Annotated in this window: 14 protein-coding genes; 5 read left to right on the top strand and 9 right to left on the bottom strand. The window is 73.2% G+C overall.

Features of this window, described 5'->3' with window-relative positions:
- The first annotated feature begins 247 nt into the window (after nucleotides 1–247).
- Complete coding sequence (gene era, locus A2U95_RS14530) at nucleotides 248–1198, top strand: GTPase Era (protein ID WP_166022613.1); 951 nt, start codon at nucleotides 248–250, stop codon at nucleotides 1196–1198.
- A 79-nt stretch (nucleotides 1199–1277) separates the two neighbouring features.
- On the opposite strand, the gene A2U95_RS14525 is transcribed toward era, so the two are convergent.
- The 7 genes from A2U95_RS14525 to lepA form a co-directional block, all read right to left on the bottom strand.
- The gene (locus tag A2U95_RS14525) at nucleotides 1278–2273 is read right to left on the bottom strand and encodes an adenosine deaminase (protein ID WP_166022611.1); all 996 of its coding nucleotides are present in this window, start codon (nucleotides 2271–2273) and stop codon (nucleotides 1278–1280) included.
- 73 nt (nucleotides 2274–2346) lie between these two features.
- Nucleotides 2347–3252 carry a ribonuclease Z gene (locus tag A2U95_RS14520; RefSeq protein ID WP_166022609.1) on the bottom strand — a complete coding sequence of 302 codons (906 nt, stop codon included), beginning with the start codon at nucleotides 3250–3252 and terminating at the stop codon, nucleotides 2347–2349.
- Nucleotides 3253–3273: 21 nt separating this feature from the next.
- Nucleotides 3274–3627 (bottom strand): histidine triad nucleotide-binding protein, encoded by a 354-nt coding sequence (locus A2U95_RS14515; RefSeq protein WP_166022607.1) that lies wholly within the window; start codon nucleotides 3625–3627, stop codon nucleotides 3274–3276.
- A gap of 119 nt (nucleotides 3628–3746) precedes the next feature.
- Nucleotides 3747–6944 (bottom strand): S41 family peptidase, encoded by a 3198-nt coding sequence (locus A2U95_RS14510; protein WP_166022605.1) that lies wholly within the window; start codon nucleotides 6942–6944, stop codon nucleotides 3747–3749.
- A gap of 4 nt (nucleotides 6945–6948) precedes the next feature.
- A complete protein-coding gene (locus tag A2U95_RS14505) occupies nucleotides 6949–7602 on the bottom strand; it encodes a toll/interleukin-1 receptor domain-containing protein (RefSeq protein ID WP_240957325.1) in 654 nt (217 codons plus the stop codon).
- A gap of 184 nt (nucleotides 7603–7786) precedes the next feature.
- Nucleotides 7787–9661, bottom strand: coding sequence for an AMP-dependent synthetase/ligase (locus A2U95_RS14500; protein WP_166022603.1), 1875 nt, complete (start codon nucleotides 9659–9661; stop codon nucleotides 7787–7789).
- 285 nt (nucleotides 9662–9946) lie between these two features.
- Nucleotides 9947–11821, bottom strand: a complete 1875-nt coding sequence (lepA, locus tag A2U95_RS14495) for a translation elongation factor 4 (protein ID WP_166022601.1) — start codon at nucleotides 11819–11821, stop codon at nucleotides 9947–9949.
- Nucleotides 11822–12045: 224 nt separating this feature from the next.
- Between lepA and rpsT the strand changes: the two genes are divergently transcribed.
- Together rpsT and hemW are read left to right on the top strand one after the other, a co-directional pair.
- Nucleotides 12046–12312, top strand: a complete 267-nt coding sequence (gene rpsT / locus A2U95_RS14490) for a 30S ribosomal protein S20 (protein ID WP_108955366.1) — start codon at nucleotides 12046–12048, stop codon at nucleotides 12310–12312.
- A 245-nt stretch (nucleotides 12313–12557) separates the two neighbouring features.
- A complete protein-coding gene (gene hemW / locus A2U95_RS14485; protein ID WP_166022599.1) occupies nucleotides 12558–13790 on the top strand; it encodes a radical SAM family heme chaperone HemW in 1233 nt (410 codons plus the stop codon).
- A 128-nt stretch (nucleotides 13791–13918) separates the two neighbouring features.
- On the opposite strand, the gene A2U95_RS14480 is transcribed toward hemW, so the two are convergent.
- The gene (locus tag A2U95_RS14480) at nucleotides 13919–14719 is read right to left on the bottom strand and encodes a DUF3097 domain-containing protein (RefSeq protein ID WP_166022597.1); all 801 of its coding nucleotides are present in this window, start codon (nucleotides 14717–14719) and stop codon (nucleotides 13919–13921) included.
- A 97-nt stretch (nucleotides 14720–14816) separates the two neighbouring features.
- Nucleotides 14817–15602 (bottom strand): MBL fold metallo-hydrolase, encoded by a 786-nt coding sequence (locus tag A2U95_RS14475; RefSeq protein ID WP_166022595.1) that lies wholly within the window; start codon nucleotides 15600–15602, stop codon nucleotides 14817–14819.
- 160 nt (nucleotides 15603–15762) lie between these two features.
- On the opposite strand from A2U95_RS14475, the gene hrcA reads away from it, so the two are divergent.
- Nucleotides 15763–16779 (top strand): heat-inducible transcriptional repressor HrcA, encoded by a 1017-nt coding sequence (gene hrcA, locus A2U95_RS14470; protein ID WP_166022592.1) that lies wholly within the window; start codon nucleotides 15763–15765, stop codon nucleotides 16777–16779.
- Nucleotides 16780–17922 carry a molecular chaperone DnaJ gene (gene dnaJ / locus A2U95_RS14465; RefSeq protein ID WP_166022591.1) on the top strand — a complete coding sequence of 381 codons (1143 nt, stop codon included), beginning with the start codon at nucleotides 16780–16782 and terminating at the stop codon, nucleotides 17920–17922.
- The last annotated feature ends 51 nt before the right edge of the window (nucleotides 17923–17973 follow it).

Below are 17973 nucleotides of genomic sequence, written 5' to 3'. Positions count from 1 at the left end.
CGGCGCCGTGGGCGCGCGCCGGCGCCGACGGCGCGGCGGGACCGGGCGGCGGGGCCTTCGCGGACGCCGTCGTGGCGGTCGCGGTGACCGCCCGTGCACACCGGCGTCCGGCCTCACGCCGCGTGGGGGCCGGGCCCGTCCCGGGTCCTCGGGGCGGACGGGCGTGTGGGACGGGTCACCCGGGCGGGAGGCCCGTGGGGCGGCGGTCGGTACGTGGGGGGTCGCCGGATCGGGGAGAATGGGCGCCATGAGCGTTCGTACACAGTCACCGCAGCCGTCCGAGGACCTCCACCGGGCCGGCTTCGCCTGCTTCGTGGGCCGCCCCAACGCGGGCAAGTCCACCCTCACGAACGCTCTGGTGGGCCAGAAGGTGGCGATCACCTCCAACCGCCCCCAGACCACCCGGCACACCGTCCGCGGCATCGTGCACCGCCCGGACGCCCAGCTGATCCTGGTGGACACCCCAGGCCTCCACAAGCCGCGCACCCTGCTCGGCGAGCGCCTCAACGACGTGGTGCGCACCACCTGGGCCGAGGTCGACGTGATCGGCTTCTGCCTGCCCGCCGACCAGAAGATCGGCCCCGGCGACCGGTTCATCGCCAAGGAACTGGCGGCCGTCAGGAAGACGCCGAAGGTGGCGATCGTCACCAAGACGGACCTGGTGGACTCCAAGCAGCTCGCCGAGCAGCTGATCGCGGTGGACCAGCTCGGCAAGGAGCTGGGCATCACCTGGGCGGAGATCGTCCCGGTCTCGGCGACCGCCGGCAAGCAGGTGGACCTCCTCGCCGACCTGCTCATCCCCCTCCTCCCCGAGGGCCCCGCGCTCTACCCGGAGGGCGACCTCACCGACGAGCCGGAGCAGGTGATGATCGCGGAGCTGATCCGCGAGGCCGCCCTGGAGGGCGTGCGCGACGAGCTGCCGCACTCGATCGCCGTGGTCGTGGAGGAGATGCTGCCGCGCGAGGACCGGCCGGCCGACAAGCCGCTGCTGGACATCCACGCCAACCTGTACATCGAGCGCACCAGCCAGAAGGGCATCGTCATCGGCCCCAAGGGCAAGCGCCTGAAGGACGTCGGGATCAAGTCCCGCAAGCAGATCGAGGCGCTGCTGGGCACGCCGGTCTTCCTGGACCTGCACGTGAAGGTCGCCAAGGACTGGCAGCGCGACCCCAAGCAGCTGCGCAGGCTCGGCTTCTGAGGCCGAGGACGCGCACGGGGGACGGCCCCGGCACCGCCGTGCGCGGTGCCGGGGCCGTCCCGTGCGCACGCCTCCCCGGTCAGGCGGGGAACTCGTACGCCTCGACCTCGGCGAGGTACCGGGCGCGCCGCTCCTCGTCGTCCTCCAGGAAGGAGGCGAGGAAGGAGTTGCGGGCCAGTTCCCGCAGCCGGTCCTCGCCGAGCCCGAGCCGGTCGCGGACGGCGTCGAAGTTGTCGCCGGCGTAGCCGCCGAAGTAGGCCGGGTCGTCGGAGTTGACCGTGCACACCAGCCCGGCCTCGAGCATCGCCGGCAGCGGGTGCTCCTCCAGCACGTCGACGGCGCGCAGCCGCACGTTGGAGAGCGGGCACAGGGTCAGCGGGATCCGCTCCCGGACCAGCCGTTCCACCAGCTCCGGGTCCTCCATGCAGCGCAGGCCGTGGTCCACCCGTTCGACGCCCAGCACGTCCAGCGCCTCGGTGACGTAGGCGGCGGGGCCCTCCTCACCGGCGTGGGCGACCCGGCGCAGACCGAGTGCGGCGGCGGCCTCGTACACCTCCCGGAACTTCGCCGGCGGATGGCCCACCTCGGCGGAGTCCAGGCCGATGCCGGTGATCCGGTCCAGGTACGGCCGGGCGAGCTCCAGGGTCTCCATCGCCGACCCGGCGGACTCGTCGCGCAGGAAGCACATGATCAGCCGGGTGGAGACGCCGTGGGTCTCCTCGCTCCGGGAGAGCGCCCGCCACAGGCCGTCCACCACGGCGTCCATGCCCACGCCCCGGGAGAGGTGGGCCTGCGGGTCGAAGAAGATCTCCGCGTGCCGCACGCCCTGGGCGGCGGCGCGGCGCAGATAGGCGTCGGCGAGGTCCTCGAAGTCCCGCTCGGTGCGCAGCACGGCCATGCAGGCGTAGTACAGGTCGAGGAAGGACTGCAGGTCGTCGAAGGCCTGGGCGGCGCGCAGTTCGTCCACGGACGCGTACGGCAGGGTCACACCGTTGCGCTCGGCGAGCGCGAAGGCGAGCTCCGGCTCCAGGGTCCCTTCGATATGAAGGTGAAGTTCGGCTTTGGGGATGGGCATCCGTGAATGATACGGGCAAGCGGCATGCGATCACCGGGTCCGGGGCGGGACCCGCCGTGCCGCCGCGGTCCGCTCACAACCGCTTGGGCACCGGAACGCGCTGCAGGTCGCGGGCGACCGTCAGCTCGCCCTCGAAGCCGGCCGCGCGGGCCTGGCGTTCGAACTCCTCGGGGTCGGAGTAGCGCTGGCTGAAGTGGGTGAGCACCAGGTGGCGCACGCCGGCGTCACGGGCGACGCGGGCCGCCTGTCCGGCGGTGAGGTGGCCGTGGTCGTCGGCGAGGGCGACGTCCTCGTCGAGGAAGGTCGACTCGATGGTCAGCAGGTCGCAGCCCTCGGCGAGGCGGTGGACGCCGTCGCAGAGCCGGGTGTCCATGACGAACGCGAACCGCTGTCCGCGGCGCACCTCGCTGACCTGGTCCAGGGTGACGCCGTTCAGCTCCCCGTCGCGCTGGAGGCGGCCGACGTCCGGGCCCTCGATCCCGTGCTCGGCCAGCCGCTCGGGAAGCATCCGGCGGCCGTCGGGCTCCACCAGCCGGTAGCCGTAGGACTCGACGGGGTGGGAGAGCCGGTGGGCCTCCAGCGTGTACCCGGCGGTCTCGGCGACCGGCCCGTCGGCGTCGACCGGCGCCTCGGTCAGCTCGACCGTCTCCCGGTAGGCGGTGGCGTACCGCAGCCGGTCGAAGAAGCGCTGCCCGGAGCGCGGGTAGTGGGCGGTGACCGGGTGCGGGACCTGGTCCAGGTTGATCCGCTGGATGACGCCGGCCAGTCCGAGGGAGTGGTCGCCGTGGAAGTGGGTGACGCAGAGCCGGTTCAGGTCGTGCGCGGCGACCCCGGCGCGCAGCATCTGCCGCTGGGTTCCCTCGCCGGGGTCGAACAGGATGCCCTCGCCGTCCCACCGCAGCAGGTAGCCGTTGTGGTTGCGGTGCCGGGTCGGGACCTGGCTGGCGGTGCCGAGCACCACCAGTTCACGCACGGACACGTTCGTCCTCTCCGGGCCGCGTCAGCCGGGGGGCCACTGGAGGCCGCGTCCGCCGAGCACGTGGGCGTGCGCGTGGAAGACGGTCTGGCCCGCGCCGGAGCCGGTGTTGAAGACGAGGCGGTAGCTGTCCAGGTGCTCCGCCTCGGCGACGGCCCGGGTCTCCCGCAGCACGTCGGCGGCGAGCTCCGGGTCCTCGGCGGCGAGGGTGGCGGCGTCGGCGTGGTGCGCCTTGGGGATCACCAGGACGTGGGTGGGCGCCTGCGGGTTTATGTCCCGGAACGCCACCGTGGTGTCGGTCTCGCGCACGACGGTGGCGGGGATCCGCCCCGCGACGATCTTGCAGAACAGGCAGTCGTCCTGCGGCTCCCCTGCCATGGGCCCTCCTCGTTCGTGATCGTTCACGCGCTGTCATCGTAGCGTCCCGGGCCGGCGGCGCCGGGGGGAAGCGGGCGCGGCCCCGCGCGGGGCCGGGGCCGCGCCCGCTCCCCCGTCCGTCAGAGCGACGGCGGCGTCTTCGCCGGGGTGCGGGCCAGGGCCTCCAGGGCGATCCGGACCGCCTCGTCGAGCTGCGGGTCGCGCCCGGCGCCGTGGTCCTGCGGCGCGCACACCACCTCGACGTCCGGGTCCACGCCGTGGTTCTCGACGCCCCAGCCGGGCCCCTCGAACCAGAACGCGTACTTGGGCTGCGTCACCCGCGTCCCGTCGACCAGCTGGTACCGGTTGTCGATGCCGACGACCCCGCCCCAGGTCCGGGTGCCGACGACGGGCCCGATGCCCAGCGCCCTGATCGCCGCGTTGACGATGTCGCCGTCCGACCCGGAGAACTCGTTCGCCACCGCGACCACGGGTCCGCGCGGCGCGTCCTGCGGGTAGCTGACCGGCCGGATGCCGCGCCCCACGTCCCAGCCGACGATCCGCCGCGCCAGTTTCTCGACGACCAGCTGGGAGGTGTGCCCGCCGCCGTTCTCCCGGACGTCGACGATCAGGCCCTCCCGGGCGACCTCGACGACCAGGTCGCGGTGGATCTGCGCCCAGCCGGCGCCCATCATGTCCGGCACGTGCAGGTAGCCGAGCCGTCCGCCGCTCAGCTCGTGGACGTGGGCGCGCCGGTCGGCGACCCACGCGTGGTAGCGCAGCGGCTCCTCGTCGTCGGTCGGCACGACCACGGTGTGCCGCGGCTCGCCGCCGTCCGCCGGGGCGACCGTGAGCTCGACCGGCTTGCCCGCGGTGCCGGCCAGCAGCGGCCAGGGCCCGCGCACCGGGTCGACGGGCCGCCCGCCGACGGCGGTGATCGCGTCGCCGGGCCGCACCGCGACGCCGGGCGCGGCCAGCGGGGAGCGCGCCTTGGGGTCGGAGGTCTCCGAGGGCAGGACGCGGTCGACGCGCCAGGCGCCGTCCTCGTGCCGCGAGACGTCCGCGCCGAGCAGTCCCTGCCGCTCGTCGCCGCCGTGGCCGGCGGGCGCGACGTAGGCGTGCGAGGTGCCCAGCTCGCCCTGCACCTCCCACAGCAGGTCGACCAGGTCGTCGTGGGTGGCGAGCCGGCCGAGGACCGGGCGGTAGCGGTCGAGGACGCCCTGCCAGTCGACGCCGCCGAGGTCGGCGCGCCAGAAGTTGTCCCGCATCAGGCGGCCGGCCTCGTCGAACATCTGCCGCCACTCGGCGGCGGGGTCGACGAGCTGGTGGATCCGGCCGAGGTCCACGGCGACCTCGTCGTCGCCGGAGGCCCGCCGGTCGGCGGGCACCACCTTCAGCCGTCCGCCGCTCCACAGCGCCAGCCGCCTGCCGTCACCGCTGACCGCGTAGGAGTCGACGTCGTCGCCGAGGGTCTCCAGCCGCAGCTGGGCCAGGTCGTACCGTTCCAGCTCGCTCTTGGGCCCGGACTCGTCGGGGGTGGCGCGCGAGGCGCCGAGGACGCCCTCGACGGGGTGGCGCAGCCAGAGCACGCCGTCCTTGGCGGTGCGCAGCGCGCCGTAGCGGGCGGCCTCCACCGGGAACGGCACGATCCGGTCGGCGAGGCCCTCCGGGTCGATCCGGGTGGCGGGGGTGCCCTCGCTGTCCGGCGTCTCGTCCTTGTCGGGCGCGTCCACCGGGCGGCCGTGCCGCTGGGGGCCGAAGGGGGACGGCGTGGCGGCGGCGAGGGTCATCAGGTGGGGGCGGTTGGTGCCGACGAAGGCCATGTCGAAGGCGTGCTCGTCGTAGACCGGGTCGAAGGAGCGCGCCGACAGGAAGGCGAGGTGCTTGCCGTCCGGGGTGAAGGCGGGCGAGAAGTCCTTGAACCGCAGCGGGGTCGCCTCGACCACCGAGAGGTCGGCGGTGTGGGCGAGCCTGAGCTGGGCCAGGTCGCCGACGCCGGGGTGGGACCAGGCCAGCCAGGCGGAGTCGGGCGAGAAGACCAGCCCGGAGCAGTGGCCGTTCTCGCTGCGGTCGACCTCGCGGACCTCGCCGCTCTCCCGTTCGACCAGCAGCACCCGCCCGTCGTGGGAGGCGACGGCGAACCGGCCGCCGTCGGACGCCACGGTGAGGCCGAGTACCCGGCCGAGTCTGCCCGCGGCGATGCGGCGCGGGTTGCCGCCCGGGGCGGGGCCGGTGGCGGGCGAGAACTCCAGGGCGTCCTCGCCCTCGGCGTCGGTGACCCAGACCGCCCACTCCTCGCCGTCCACCCGGAAGGCGCGGGCCAGCCGGTTGCGGACGCCCGGCTCGGCGGCCAGGGCGCGGGCGGGGCCGGAGCGGTGGGTGACCCAGTGGACGGCGCCGCGCACGGTGACGGCGCTGCCGCGGGCGGTGTGGTCGGGCGAGTAGCCGCCGAGCCAGCGGGAGGCCGAGACCGGGTAGGGCTGGAGGTCGGCCCGCTGGCCGCCGAGCCGGATCTCCAGGCGGCGCGGCTCGGCGCCGTCGAGGTCGTCCAGCAGCCACAGCTCGCCGGCCGACGCGTGGACGACGCGGGAGCCGTCGGTGGCGGCGTGCCGCGCGTAGAAGACGTCCTCGCCGACCGGGGTGTGGCGGCGCAGGCCGGAACCGTCGGCGAGGGAGGAGTAGAGGGCCCCGGTGCCCTCGTGGTCGGAGAGGAACGCGAGGCGCTCCCCCACCCACAGCGGGCTCTCGAGGTTGCCGTCGAGGTCCTGGTGGATCCGGACGAACTCGCCGGGGGTCTCCTCGGACTCGATCCACAGCTTGCCCGCGGTGCCGCCCCGGTACCGCTTCCACCAGGCGGCCTCGCGGCCCATCGGCGCGGACAGCAGCACGGTGCGCGGGCCGAACGCCACGTCGCCGACCGGGCCCCACGGCAGGGTCTCGGCGGGGCCGCCGTCGAGCGGCACGGCGCGGGCCCAGGAGCGGCGCCCGGTGGCCTGGCCGTGGGCGGAGGTCACCAGGACCCGTCCGTCGGGGGTCCAGCCGCGGACCCTGGTGGTGGGCGCGCCCCAGTGGGTCAGGCGCCGCGAGGGGCCGCCGTCCACGGGCGCGACGTGCGCCTCCGGGGCGCCGTCGCGGGTGGAGGTCCAGGCGACGTGGGTGCCGTCGGGGGAGATCCGCGGGTGGTCCACCGGCGTGTTGTCGGCACTGACCCGCCAGGCCCGGCCGCCGTCGAGCGGGGCGACCCAGACGTCGTCCTCGGCGGTGAAGGTGATCAGGTCGCCGTGCAGGTGCGGGAAGCGGAGGTACGCGGGAGCGAGCGTCGAGGCAGACTTCGTCACCCGGTCAGACTAAGCAGCGGGGCCCCTCCCCCAACAGGGTTTTCCCCGACCCGGCGTCCCGTGCGGTCACTTCGCGCCGCCGGGTCCGGGGCCTGCGGCGGCCGGGCGGCCGCGGGGCGGCCGGCGAGGCGCCCCGCTGGACCGGCGGGTCGCCGGGCAGGGGAGGGGCCGGGGCCTCGCCGGGGAAGCGGGGACGGTGCTCGGGACGGGCCCGGCCGTTGCACGCCTGCTCGGCCCGGGCCAGCAGTAATCTCCGGGCCTCCTGCTCGGTCTCGGTGGAGGACAGGTCGATCCAGGTGATGGTGGCCAGCAGACCCTCGACCGGCACGTCGTCGACCCGGACGGTGATCAGCCGGCGGTCCGGCGCCTCGGGCGAGGCCCGGTAGGCCGCCTGCCACTCGAGACGGCCGTAGGTCGAGCGCTCGTAGTTGCGGGAGAGCACCGCGATCACGGCCGCGGACTCGGTCACGCCCCGGTCCATGAAGTCGATGAAGTTGGTCCCCGGCACGAAGTCCCAGGCCTGGATGACCGTGCGGTAACCGGCCTGCTCCAGCGTCCAGGCGATCCACGACGCCCAGCGCTCGTCGGCGGGCGAATAGCTGACGAAGAAGTCGACCGGCTCCCGCCCGGCGGTCGTCTGCCCGGCCTCCTGCACCACGCGGTTCCTCCCCCCGCCGGCACGGTCCCCCACCGGCTGCCCGTCCCTTACCCAACGGACGTCCCCGGTACCCCACCCCTTTCCGGCCCGCCGGAAAGGGGTGCGGGGGCGGCCCCGCGGCCACCCCCCGCACCCCCGGCACGACGCGGTCGTCACCGCGTCGTGCCGTCGTGCCGTCGTGCCGTCACGCCTCGCGCGAGCCCGCGTACATCTCCTCGATGAGGTGGGCGTACTCCCGCTCGACCACCGGCCGCTTCAGCTTGAGGCTCGGGGTGATCTCGCCGTGCTCCACGTCGAGGTCGCGCGGCAGGAGCCGGAACTTCTTGACGGTCTGCCAGCGCTGCAGGCCGTCGTTGAGGCGCTGGACGTAGCCGTCCACCATGGTGACCGTCTCCGGGTGGGCGACGACCTCCGCGTAGGACTTGCCGGCCAGCCCGTTCTCCGCCGCCCAGCCCATCAGCGCGGGCTCGTCCAGGGCGATCAGCGCCGTGCAGAAGTTCCGGGAGGCGCCGTGCACCAGGATGTTGGAGACGTAGGGGCAGATCGCCTTGAACTGGCCCTCGATCTCCGCCGGGGCGACGTACTTGCCGCCGGAGGTCTTGATCAGGTCCTTCTTGCGGTCGGTGATCCGCAGGTACCCGTCGGTGGAGAGCTCGCCGATGTCGCCGGTGTGGAACCAGCCGTCCTCCTCCAGGACCTCGGCGGTCTTGTCCGGCAGGTTGTGGTAGCCCTGCATGATGCCGGGGCCGCGCAGCAGGATCTCGCCGTCGTCGGCGATCCGGACCTCGGTGCCGGGCAGCGGCTTGCCGACCGTGCCGGTGCGGTAGGCCTCGCCCGGGTTCACGAACGAGGCGGCCGAGGACTCGGTGAGGCCGTAGCCCTCCAGGATGTGCACGCCGGCGCCGGAGAAGAAGTAGCCGATCTCCGGGGCCAGGGCCGCGGAGCCGGAGACGCAGGCGCGCAGGTTGCCGCCGAACGCCTCGCGGATCTTCTTGTACACCAGCAGGTCGGCGACCTCGTGCTTGAGGGAGAGCCCGAACGGCGCGGTGGCGTTGCCGGTGCGGCGGTAGTTCTCCTGGGTGACCTTGCCGTACTCGCGGGCCACGCCGGCCGCCCACTGGAAGATCTTGTACTTGGCGCCGCCGCCCGCGCGGGCCTTGGCGGCCACGCCGTTGTAGACCTTCTCGAAGATGCGCGGGACGGCCGCCATGTAGGTCGGCCGCACCACCGGCAGGTTCTCGATGATCCTGTCGACGCGTCCGTCCACGGCGGTGACGTGCCCGGTCTCCACCTGGCTGGAGAGCAGCACCTTGCCGAAGACGTGCGCCAGCGGCAGCCACAGGTACTGCACGTCCTCCGTGGTGACCAGGCCGGTCGCGGAGATCGCCTTCGCCATGTACGCCCAGCAGTCGTGCGGCAGGCGCACGCCCTTGGGGCGGCCGGTGGTGCCGGAGGTGTAGATCAGGGTGGCCAGCTGGTCCTTGGTGATGGCGGAGACGCGCTCCCTCACCACCTCGGGGGACTTCTCCAGCAGCGCCGTGCCGCGCTGCTCCAGCTCCGCCAGCGTCAGGACCGTGTCACCGGTCTCCACGCCCTCCGGGTCGATCACCACGATGTGGGTGAGCGAGGGGAGCTCAGCCTTCTTCTCCAGCGCCTTGGCGACCTGCGAGGCGTCCTCGGCGATCAGCACCTTGCTGTCGGAGTCGGAGAGGATGAAGGCCGACTCGTCGGCGTTGGTCGACGGGTAGACCGTGGTGGTCGCGGCACCCGCGCACAGGATGCCGAGGTCGGCGAGGATCCACTCGACCCGGGTCGCGGCGGCCAGCGCCACCCGCTCCTCCGGGGCGACGCCCAGGGAGACCAGGCCCGCCGCGATGCCGAAGACGCGGTCCGAGGCCTGCTTCCAGGTGAGCGACCGCCACTCGTCGGGGCCCTGCCCGGAGGAGGACGGCACCGGGTAGCGGTACGCCTCGGCCTCCGGCGTGGCCTCCACGCGCTCCAGGAACAGGTTCGCCACACTCGGCGGACGGTTATCGATCAGGGTCTGTGTGTCGCTCACGACATCCTCCGGTGCCCGCGGCAGTGCGTGCGGCCGGCTCGGCCACTACTGACGGCTGCTGGTGCGGCTGGCTGGTTTGCGGCTTAATTCCCTCGCGCGTCCCTGTGTTAACTCGCGAGTAACTGACGAGCAGGCATCAGGGTAAGGGCCGACCCGGCGGTATGTAAGAGGCTACGGGCAGGCATTTGCGCAGTTCTCCCGCCCGGGGACGCCGAAGGGGCCCGCCGCGGAACGCGACGGACCCCTTCCGGTGGCACCGGGCCGGCGACCCGGCCCGGCGCCCGCCTACTTCTTGCCCTTGGCCGACGACGCACCGTCGTCACTGGAGAGCACCGCGATGAAGGCCTCCTGGGGGACCTCCACGGACCCCACCATCTTCATCCGCTTCTTGCCCTCCTTCTGCTTCTCCAGCAGCTTCCGCTTCCGGGAGATGTCACCGCCGTAGCACTTGGCGAGGACGTCCTTGCGGATGGCGCGGATGGTCTCGCGGGCGATCACCCGGGAACCGACGGCCGCCTGGATCGGCACCTCGAAGGCCTGCCGGGGGATGAGCTCCCGGAGCTTGGCGACGAGCCGCACGCCGTAGGCGTACGCGGCGTCCTTGTGGGTGATCGCCGAGAAGGCGTCCACCTTGTCGCCGTGCAGCAGGATGTCCACCTTGACCAGGCTGGACGTCTGCTCGCCGGTGGGCTCGTAGTCCAGCGAGGCGTAGCCGCGGGTCTTCGACTTCAGCTGGTCGAAGAAGTCGAAGACGATCTCCGCGAGCGGCAGCGTGTACCGGATCTCCACCCGGTCCTCGGAGAGGTAGTCCATGCCGAGCAGCGTGCCGCGACGGGTCTGGCACAGCTCCATGATCGCGCCGATGAACTCCGACGGCGCGAGGATCGTGGCCCGCACGACCGGCTCGTACACGTCGTTGATCTTGCCCTCGGGGAACTCGCTCGGGTTGGTGACGACGTGCTCGCTGCCGTCCTCCATGACCACGCGGTAGACCACGTTCGGGGCGGTGGCGATCAGGTCGAGGCCGAACTCGCGCTCCAGGCGCTCGCGGATCACGTCCAGGTGGAGCAGGCCCAGGAAGCCGACGCGGAAGCCGAAGCCGAGGGCCGCGGAGGTCTCCGGCTCGTAGACCAGGGCGGCGTCGTTGAGCTGGAGCTTGTCCAGCGCGTCGCGCAGCAGCGGGTAGTCCGATCCGTCCAGCGGGTACAGGCCCGAGAACACCATCGGCTTCGGGTCCTTGTAGCCGCCCAGCGCCTCGGTGGCGCCCTTGTTCAGGGTGGTGACGGTGTCGCCGACCTTGGACTGGCGGACGTCCTTCACGCCGGTGATCAGGTAGCCCACCTCGCCGACGCCCAGGCCGTCGGCCGGCAGCATCTCGGGCGAGTTGGTGCCGATCTCCAGCAGCTCGTGGGTCGCGCCGGTCGACATCATCCGGATGCGCTCGCGCTTGTTGAGCTGGCCGTCGATCACCCGGACGTAGGTGACCACGCCGCGGTACGAGTCGTAGACCGAGTCGAAGATCATCGCGCGGGCCGGGGCGTCCTTGACGCCGACCGGGGCGGGGATCCGCTCCACGACCCGGTCCAGCAACTCCTCCACGCCCACGCCGGTCTTCGCCGAGACCTTCAGCACGTCGGAGGGGTCGCAGCCGATCAGGTTGGCGAGCTCCTCGGAGAACTTCTCGGGCTGCGCGGCCGGCAGGTCGATCTTGTTCAGCACGGGGATGATCGTGAGGTCGTTCTCCATCGCCAGGTAGAGGTTGGCGAGGGTCTGGGCCTCGATGCCCTGGGCGGCGTCGACGAGCAGGATGGTCCCCTCGCAGGCCGCGAGGGACCGGGACACCTCGTAGGTGAAGTCGACGTGCCCGGGGGTGTCGATCATGTTCAGGATGTGCGTCGAGCCCTGGTCGCCCCCGGTCCTGGGGGCCCACGGCAGACGCACCGCCTGGGACTTGATCGTGATGCCGCGCTCACGCTCGATGTCCATGCGGTCGAGGTACTGGGCGCGCATCTGCCGCTGCTCGACCACGCCGGTCAGCTGGAGCATCCGGTCGGCGAGCGTGGACTTGCCGTGGTCGATGTGCGCGATGATGCAGAAGTTGCGGATCAGAGCCGGGTCGGTACGGCTCGGCTCGGGCACATTGTTAGGGGTCGCGGGCACGCAGGGTCCTGTCTCTTGAGGCGCCTTATGCCTCGGGTCGGATCTGTACGTAGCCTCCATGCTCCCATGGAGCGGGGCCTGTGACGGGTTTGGGCCGCTGTCGGGGCGACTGGTAGCCTGGGCCGCTGTGTCTCCATGCCCTTGCGCGCGGAGGCTCACCCAAGAAAATCACACGGCCCGCGAGGCCCCGTCCTCGTGTGCCAAGAACCTGAAAAGGCTCATTCGTGGCGAACATCAAGTCCCAGATCAAGCGGAACAAGACCAACGAGAAGGCGCGGCTGCGCAACAAGGCCGTCAAGTCCTCTCTGAAGACCGCGATCCGCAAGGCCCGCGAGGCCGCCGCCGCGGGTGACGTCGAGAAGGCGACCGAGTACCAGCGCGCCGCCGCGCGTCAGCTGGACAAGGCCGTCTCCAAGGGCGTCATCCACAAGAACCAGGCCGCCAACAAGAAGTCGGCGCTCGCTTCCAAGGTCGCCGGCCTCCAGGGCTGAACCACCCGGTTCGTTCTCTGTGATCTGAACGACTGAACGACCGCCGGAAGGACCCAGGGCGGGCCCTCTCTCATCCGCTCCCGACCGGCACCAGGGGTTCGTACGCGGCCTGCGTTCGCCACGCGGGTACGGACCCGGCAACCTTTTCAGCGCCCCGGCTCCCCGTGCCGCCTTCCCCAGGCGGTCCGGGGGCCGGGGCGTTCGGTCTTCCCGGGCTCCGCCGGCGGTGGGGGACAATGGACCCCATGCCTTCCGCCCTCCCCGACGGCGAACCCGTCCCCTCCGACGGCGCGCTGCCGGCCTCCGCCCTCCTGGGCGCCCACGAGCGCCCCCTCGGGTTCTACCTGCACGTCCCGTACTGCGCGACCCGCTGCGGGTACTGCGACTTCAACACCTACACCGCCACCGAGCTGCGCGGCAGCGGCGGCGTGCTCGCCTCCCGCGACAACTACGCGGACACCCTCGCCGAGGAGGTCCGCCTGGCCCGCAAGGTGCTCGGCGACGACCCCCGCCCGGTGCGCACCGTCTTCGTCGGCGGCGGCACCCCCACCCTGCTCGCCGCCGGCGACCTGGTGCGGATGCTGGACGCGGTCCGCCAGGAGTTCGGTCTCGCCGAGGACGCGGAGGTCACCACCGAGGCCAACCCGGAGTCCGTGGACCCCGCCTACCTCGCCGAACTGCGCGAGGGCGGCTACAACCGGATCTCCTTCGGCATGCAGTCCGCCCGGCGCCACGTCCTGCGGGTCCTGGACCGCACCCACACCCCCGGCCGTCCCGAGGAGTGCGTCGCGGAGGCCCGCGCGGCCGGCTTCGACCACGTGAACCTGGACCTGATCTACGGCACCCCGGGGGAGTCCGACGACGACTGGCGGGCCTCCCTGGACGCCGCGCTGGGCGCCGGACCGGACCACGTGTCGGCGTACGCGCTGATCGTGGAGGAGGGCACCGGGCTGGCCCGGCGGATCCGCCGCGGCGAGGTCCCGATGACCGACGACGACGTGCACGCCGACCGGTACCTGATCGCCGAGGAGACGCTGTCGGCGGCCGGGTTCGACTGGTACGAGGTCTCCAACTGGGCGACCTCCGACGCGGCCCGCTGCCTGCACAACGAGCTGTACTGGCGGGGCGCCGACTGGTGGGGCGCCGGACCCGGCGCGCACAGCCACGTCGGGGGCGTGCGGTGGTGGAACGTGAAGCACCCCGGCGCCTACGCGGCGGCGCTCGCCGGAGGGCGCTCGCCGGGCGCCGGGCGCGAGCTGCTGTCCGGCGAGGACCGGCGCGTGGAGCGGATCCTGCTGGAGCTGCGGCTGCGGGACGGCGTCCCCCTGGACCTCCTGCGCCCGGCCGGCCGGGCGGCGGCCGACCGCGCCCTCGCGGACGGCCTGCTGAGGGAGGAGTCCTTCACCGCCGGACGCGCGGCGCTGACCCTCCGCGGCCGTCTCCTCGCCGACGCGGTGGTCCGGGACCTGGTGGACTGACGCGGCCGTCCCCGCGGGTGCGGGGAGCGCGATCTGCCCGGCCGGGCCGGCGAGCCGGCCGACGGGCCGTCCGCGCCGGTGCGGGGAGCGGTGCGCCAGGTCCCGCCGTCACGACGATCCGCAGGACGTCAGGGCACGGTCACGTGGTCGATCAGCCGTTCCACGCTCCCCAGCAGCTCCGGCTCGAGGTCCTTGTAGGAGCGCACCCGGGAGAGGATGCGGCGCCAGGCGGCGCCGGTGTCGTCGGGCCAGCCGAGGGCGCGGCAGACGCCGGTCTTCCAGTCCTGGCCGCGGGGGATCACCGGCCAGGCGTCGATGCCGAGGGCGGAGGGCTTCACCGCCTGCCAGACGTCGACGTAGGGGTGGCCGACGACCAGCGCGTGCTCGCTGGTGACGGCCTCGGCGATGCGCCACTCCTTGGAGCCGGGCACCAGGTGGTCGACCAGGACGCCCAGGCGCGCGTCGGGGCCGGGGGCGAACTCCTCGACCACGGCGGGCAGGTCGTCCACGCCCTCCAGGTACTCCACGACCACGCCCTCGATCCGCAGGTCGTCGCCCCACACCTTCTCGACCAGCTCGGCGTCGTGCCGGCCCTCCACGTAGATCCGCCCCGCGCGGGCGACCCGGGCCCGCGCGCCGGGGACCGCGACGGAGCCGGAGGCGGTGCGCGAGGGCCGCCCCGGGGCCGCGGCGGCGCGGACCAGGGTCACCGGGCGGCCCTCCAGCAGGAAGGCGGCCGGGGCCAGCGGGAAGACGCGGTGCCTGCCGTGCCGGTCCTCCAGCGTGACCGTGCCGGCCTCGCAGCCGACGACGGCGCCGCAGAACCCGGTGGCGGGCTCCTCCACCACCAGGCCGGGCTCCGCCGGGACCTCGGGCACCTGCTTCGGCTTCTTCCACGGCGGCGTGAGGTCGGGGGAGTACTGACGCATTCGACCGACGATAGGGAAAACCGAACGGCGTGCCCACGCGACACGCCCTCACCGGGTCCACCGGCTCCACCGGCTCCACCGGCTCCACGGGCCGCGTTCACCAGGCCGTGCCGAACCTCCGCGACAGCTCCGCCCGCTGCCGCCGCACGAAGGCGGCGTCCACCACGGCCCCGTGACCCGGCACGTAGAGCGCGTCCTCGCCGCCCAGCTCCAGCAGCCGGGTGAGCGCGGCGGCCCAGCGGGAGGTCACCGCGTCGGGTCCGGCCTGCGGTTCGCCGGACTCCTCGACCAGGTCGCCGCAGAACACCACCGGGCGCGGCCCGGGCACCAGCACCGCCAGGTCATGAGCGGTGTGGCCGGGCCCCACATTGGCCAGCACCGGGCGGACGCCCCCGCCGAGGTCCACCACGTGGTCGTCGTACACCTCGTGCCGGGGCGCGGTCAGCAGGTCCGCCGCGCCCTCCGCCACCTCCGCGGCCAGCCCGTTGGCCACCGCGTCGGCCCGCAGGGCCTGCCGCCCCTCGTCGGAGGTGAGCAGCGCGCCGGAGCCCACCGCCGCGAACGTGTCCGCACCGGCGAACACACAGGCGCCCAGCACATGGTCGAAGTGGGGGTGTGTGAGTGCCACATGTGTGATGCGCCGCTCCGCTCCGGCCGGCCCCGTCGCCGGCGCCGCGGCGCCCAGCAGCTCCTCCGCCTCCTGACGGATCCGTGTGCCTTCGGCCACACTCGACCCGGCGTCCACCAGCAGCGCCCCCCCGGGCCCCGCCACCAGGCCCACCGTGCAGTCCCACACCGGCAGCCGCAGCCGCCCCACACCCGGGGCCAGCGGCTCCCAGCCGAGGCCTTCCCACCCGCCAGGGGCTTCCCACGTCACGCTCATGGGGCGACGCTATCGGGACCGCACGGCGACCGCCCTTGCCCGCGCCGTACCCCCCGGCCGTACACTGGCTTGCGAAAGACTGGCACTCGCCCGCGCCGAGTGCCAGTCGACGCAAGGGGCAGAAGCGGTGGGGCCGAGCCGACATCCGGAGGTGTGCGCGATGCTGAGTGAACGCAGGCTGCAGGTGTTGCGCGCCATCGTCCAGGACTACGTCGGGACCGAGGAGCCGGTGGGTTCCAAGGCGCTCACCGAGCGGCACAACCTCGGCGTGTCCCCGGCGACGGTGCGCAACGACATGGCCGCGCTGGAGGAGGAGGGCTACATCGCCCAGCCGCACACCAGCGCGGGCCGCATCCCCACCGACAAGGGGTACCGGCTGTTCGTCGACCGGCTGGCCGACGTCAAGCCGATGACGCAGCCGGAGCGGCGGGCCATCCAGAACTTCCTGGACGGCGCCGTCGACCTCGACGACGTGGTGGCCCGCACGGTGCGGCTGCTGGCGCAGCTGACCCGCCAGGTCGCCGTCGTCCAGTATCCGTCGCTCACGCGTTCGGCGGTGCGGCACGTGGAGCTGCTGGCGCTGGCGCCGGCCCGGGTGATGCTGGTGCTGATCACCGACACCGGCCGGGTCGAGCAGCGCATGGTCGACTGCCCCGCCCCGATCGGCGAGAACACCCTCGCCGACCTCCGCGCCCGGCTCAACAGCCGGGTCACCGGTCGCCGGTTCACCGACGTCCCGCAGCTGGTGCAGGACCTGCCGGAGTCCTTCGAGGCGGAGGACCGGGGCACGGTCGCCTCGGTGCTCTCCACCCTGCTGGAGACGCTCGTCGAGAGGACCGAGGAGCGGCTGATGATCGGCGGCACCGCCAACCTGACCCGCTTCACGCACGACTTCCCCCTCACGATCCAGCCCGTCCTGGAGGCCCTCGAGGAGCAGGTCGTGCTCCTCAAGCTCCTCGGCGAGGCACAGGATCCGGCCATGACCGTACGTATCGGTCACGAGAACGAGTACGAGGGGCTCAACTCCACCTCCGTCGTGTCGGTGGGCTACGGTTCGGGCGGAGAGGCAGTCGCCAAGCTCGGCGTGGTCGGACCGACCCGCATGGATTACCCGGGAACGATGGGAGCAGTACGCGCAGTGGCACGGTACGTCGGACAGATCCTGGCGGAGTCGTAAGTGGCCACGGACTACTACGCCGTACTCGGCGTACGCCGCGACGCGTCCCAGGACGAGATCAAGAAGGCGTTCCGGAGGCTCGCCCGCGAGCTGCACCCGGACGTCAATCCCGATCCGAAGACGCAGGAGCGGTTCAAGGAGATCAACGCCGCCTACGAGGTGCTCTCGGACCCGCAGAAGAAGCAGGTCTACGACCTCGGCGGCGACCCGCTCTCCCAGGCCGGCGGCGCCGGCGCGGGCGCGGGCGGCTTCGGGGCCGGCGGCTTCGGCAACTTCTCCGACATCATGGACGCCTTCTTCGGCACGGCCTCGCAGCGCGGACCGCGCTCGCGGACCCGCCGGGGCCAGGACGCCATGATCCGGCTGGACGTCGAACTCGACGAGGCGGCCTTCGGGACGACCAAGGAACTCCAGGTCGACACCGCCGTGGTCTGCAAGACCTGTCACGGCGAGGGCGCCGCCCCCGGCACCTCCGCGCAGACCTGTGACATGTGCCGCGGCCGCGGCGAGGTGTCCCAGGTGACGCGGTCGTTCCTCGGCCAGGTCATGACCTCCCGGCCCTGCCCCCAGTGCCAGGGCTTCGGCACGGTCGTGCCCAACCCGTGCCCGGAGTGCGCGGGCGACGGGCGGGTGCGCTCGCGCCGGACGCTGACCGTGAAGATCCCGGCCGGTGTCGACAACGGCACCCGGATCCAGCTGGCCGGCGAGGGCGAGGTCGGCCCCGGCGGCGGACCCGCCGGCGACCTCTACGTCGAGATCCACGAGCTCCCGCACGAGACGTTCCAGCGGCGCGGGGACGACCTGCACTGCACGGTGACGATCCCGATGACCGCGGCGGCCCTCGGCACCAAGGTGCCGCTGGAGACGCTCGACGGGCACGAGGAGGTCGACATCCGGCCGGGCACCCAGTCCGGGCAGTCGATCCCGCTGCACGGCCGCGGCGTCACCCACCTGCGCGGCGGCGGACGCGGCGACCTCATCGTCCACGTCGAGGTGCTGACGCCGACCAAGCTGGACCCGGAGCAGGAGCGGGTGCTGCGCGAACTGGCCAAGATGCGCGGCGAGGAGCGGCCCACCGGCCAGTTCCAGCCCGGCCAGCAGGGCCTGTTCTCCCGCCTCAAGGACGCCTTCAACGGGCGCTGAGGCGCCCGGGGAGCCGCCGCGGGCCGCCCGGCCCGCGGCGGCTCCCGCACC

The organism is Streptomyces chilikensis, from assembly GCF_001642695.1.
Lineage (GTDB): Bacteria > Actinomycetota > Actinomycetes > Streptomycetales > Streptomycetaceae > Streptomyces > Streptomyces chilikensis.
Note: the sequence above shows the minus strand (reverse complement) of the source record. Positions and strands in the feature narration are given on the sequence as shown.

Coding starts and splice junctions, on each gene's coding strand:
- hemW (WP_166022599.1), top strand. CDS start 12,558: ATGCCTTCCGCCCTCCCCGACGGCGAACCCGTCCCCTCCGACGGCGCG.
- A2U95_RS14475 (WP_166022595.1), bottom strand. CDS start 15,602: ATGAGCGTGACGTGGGAAGCCCCTGGCGGGTGGGAAGGCCTCGGCTGG.
- era (WP_166022613.1), top strand. CDS start 248: ATGAGCGTTCGTACACAGTCACCGCAGCCGTCCGAGGACCTCCACCGG.
- hrcA (WP_166022592.1), top strand. CDS start 15,763: ATGCTGAGTGAACGCAGGCTGCAGGTGTTGCGCGCCATCGTCCAGGAC.
- A2U95_RS14525 (WP_166022611.1), bottom strand. CDS start 2,273: ATGCCCATCCCCAAAGCCGAACTTCACCTTCATATCGAAGGGACCCTG.
- A2U95_RS14515 (WP_166022607.1), bottom strand. CDS start 3,627: ATGGCAGGGGAGCCGCAGGACGACTGCCTGTTCTGCAAGATCGTCGCG.
- A2U95_RS14480 (WP_166022597.1), bottom strand. CDS start 14,719: ATGCGTCAGTACTCCCCCGACCTCACGCCGCCGTGGAAGAAGCCGAAG.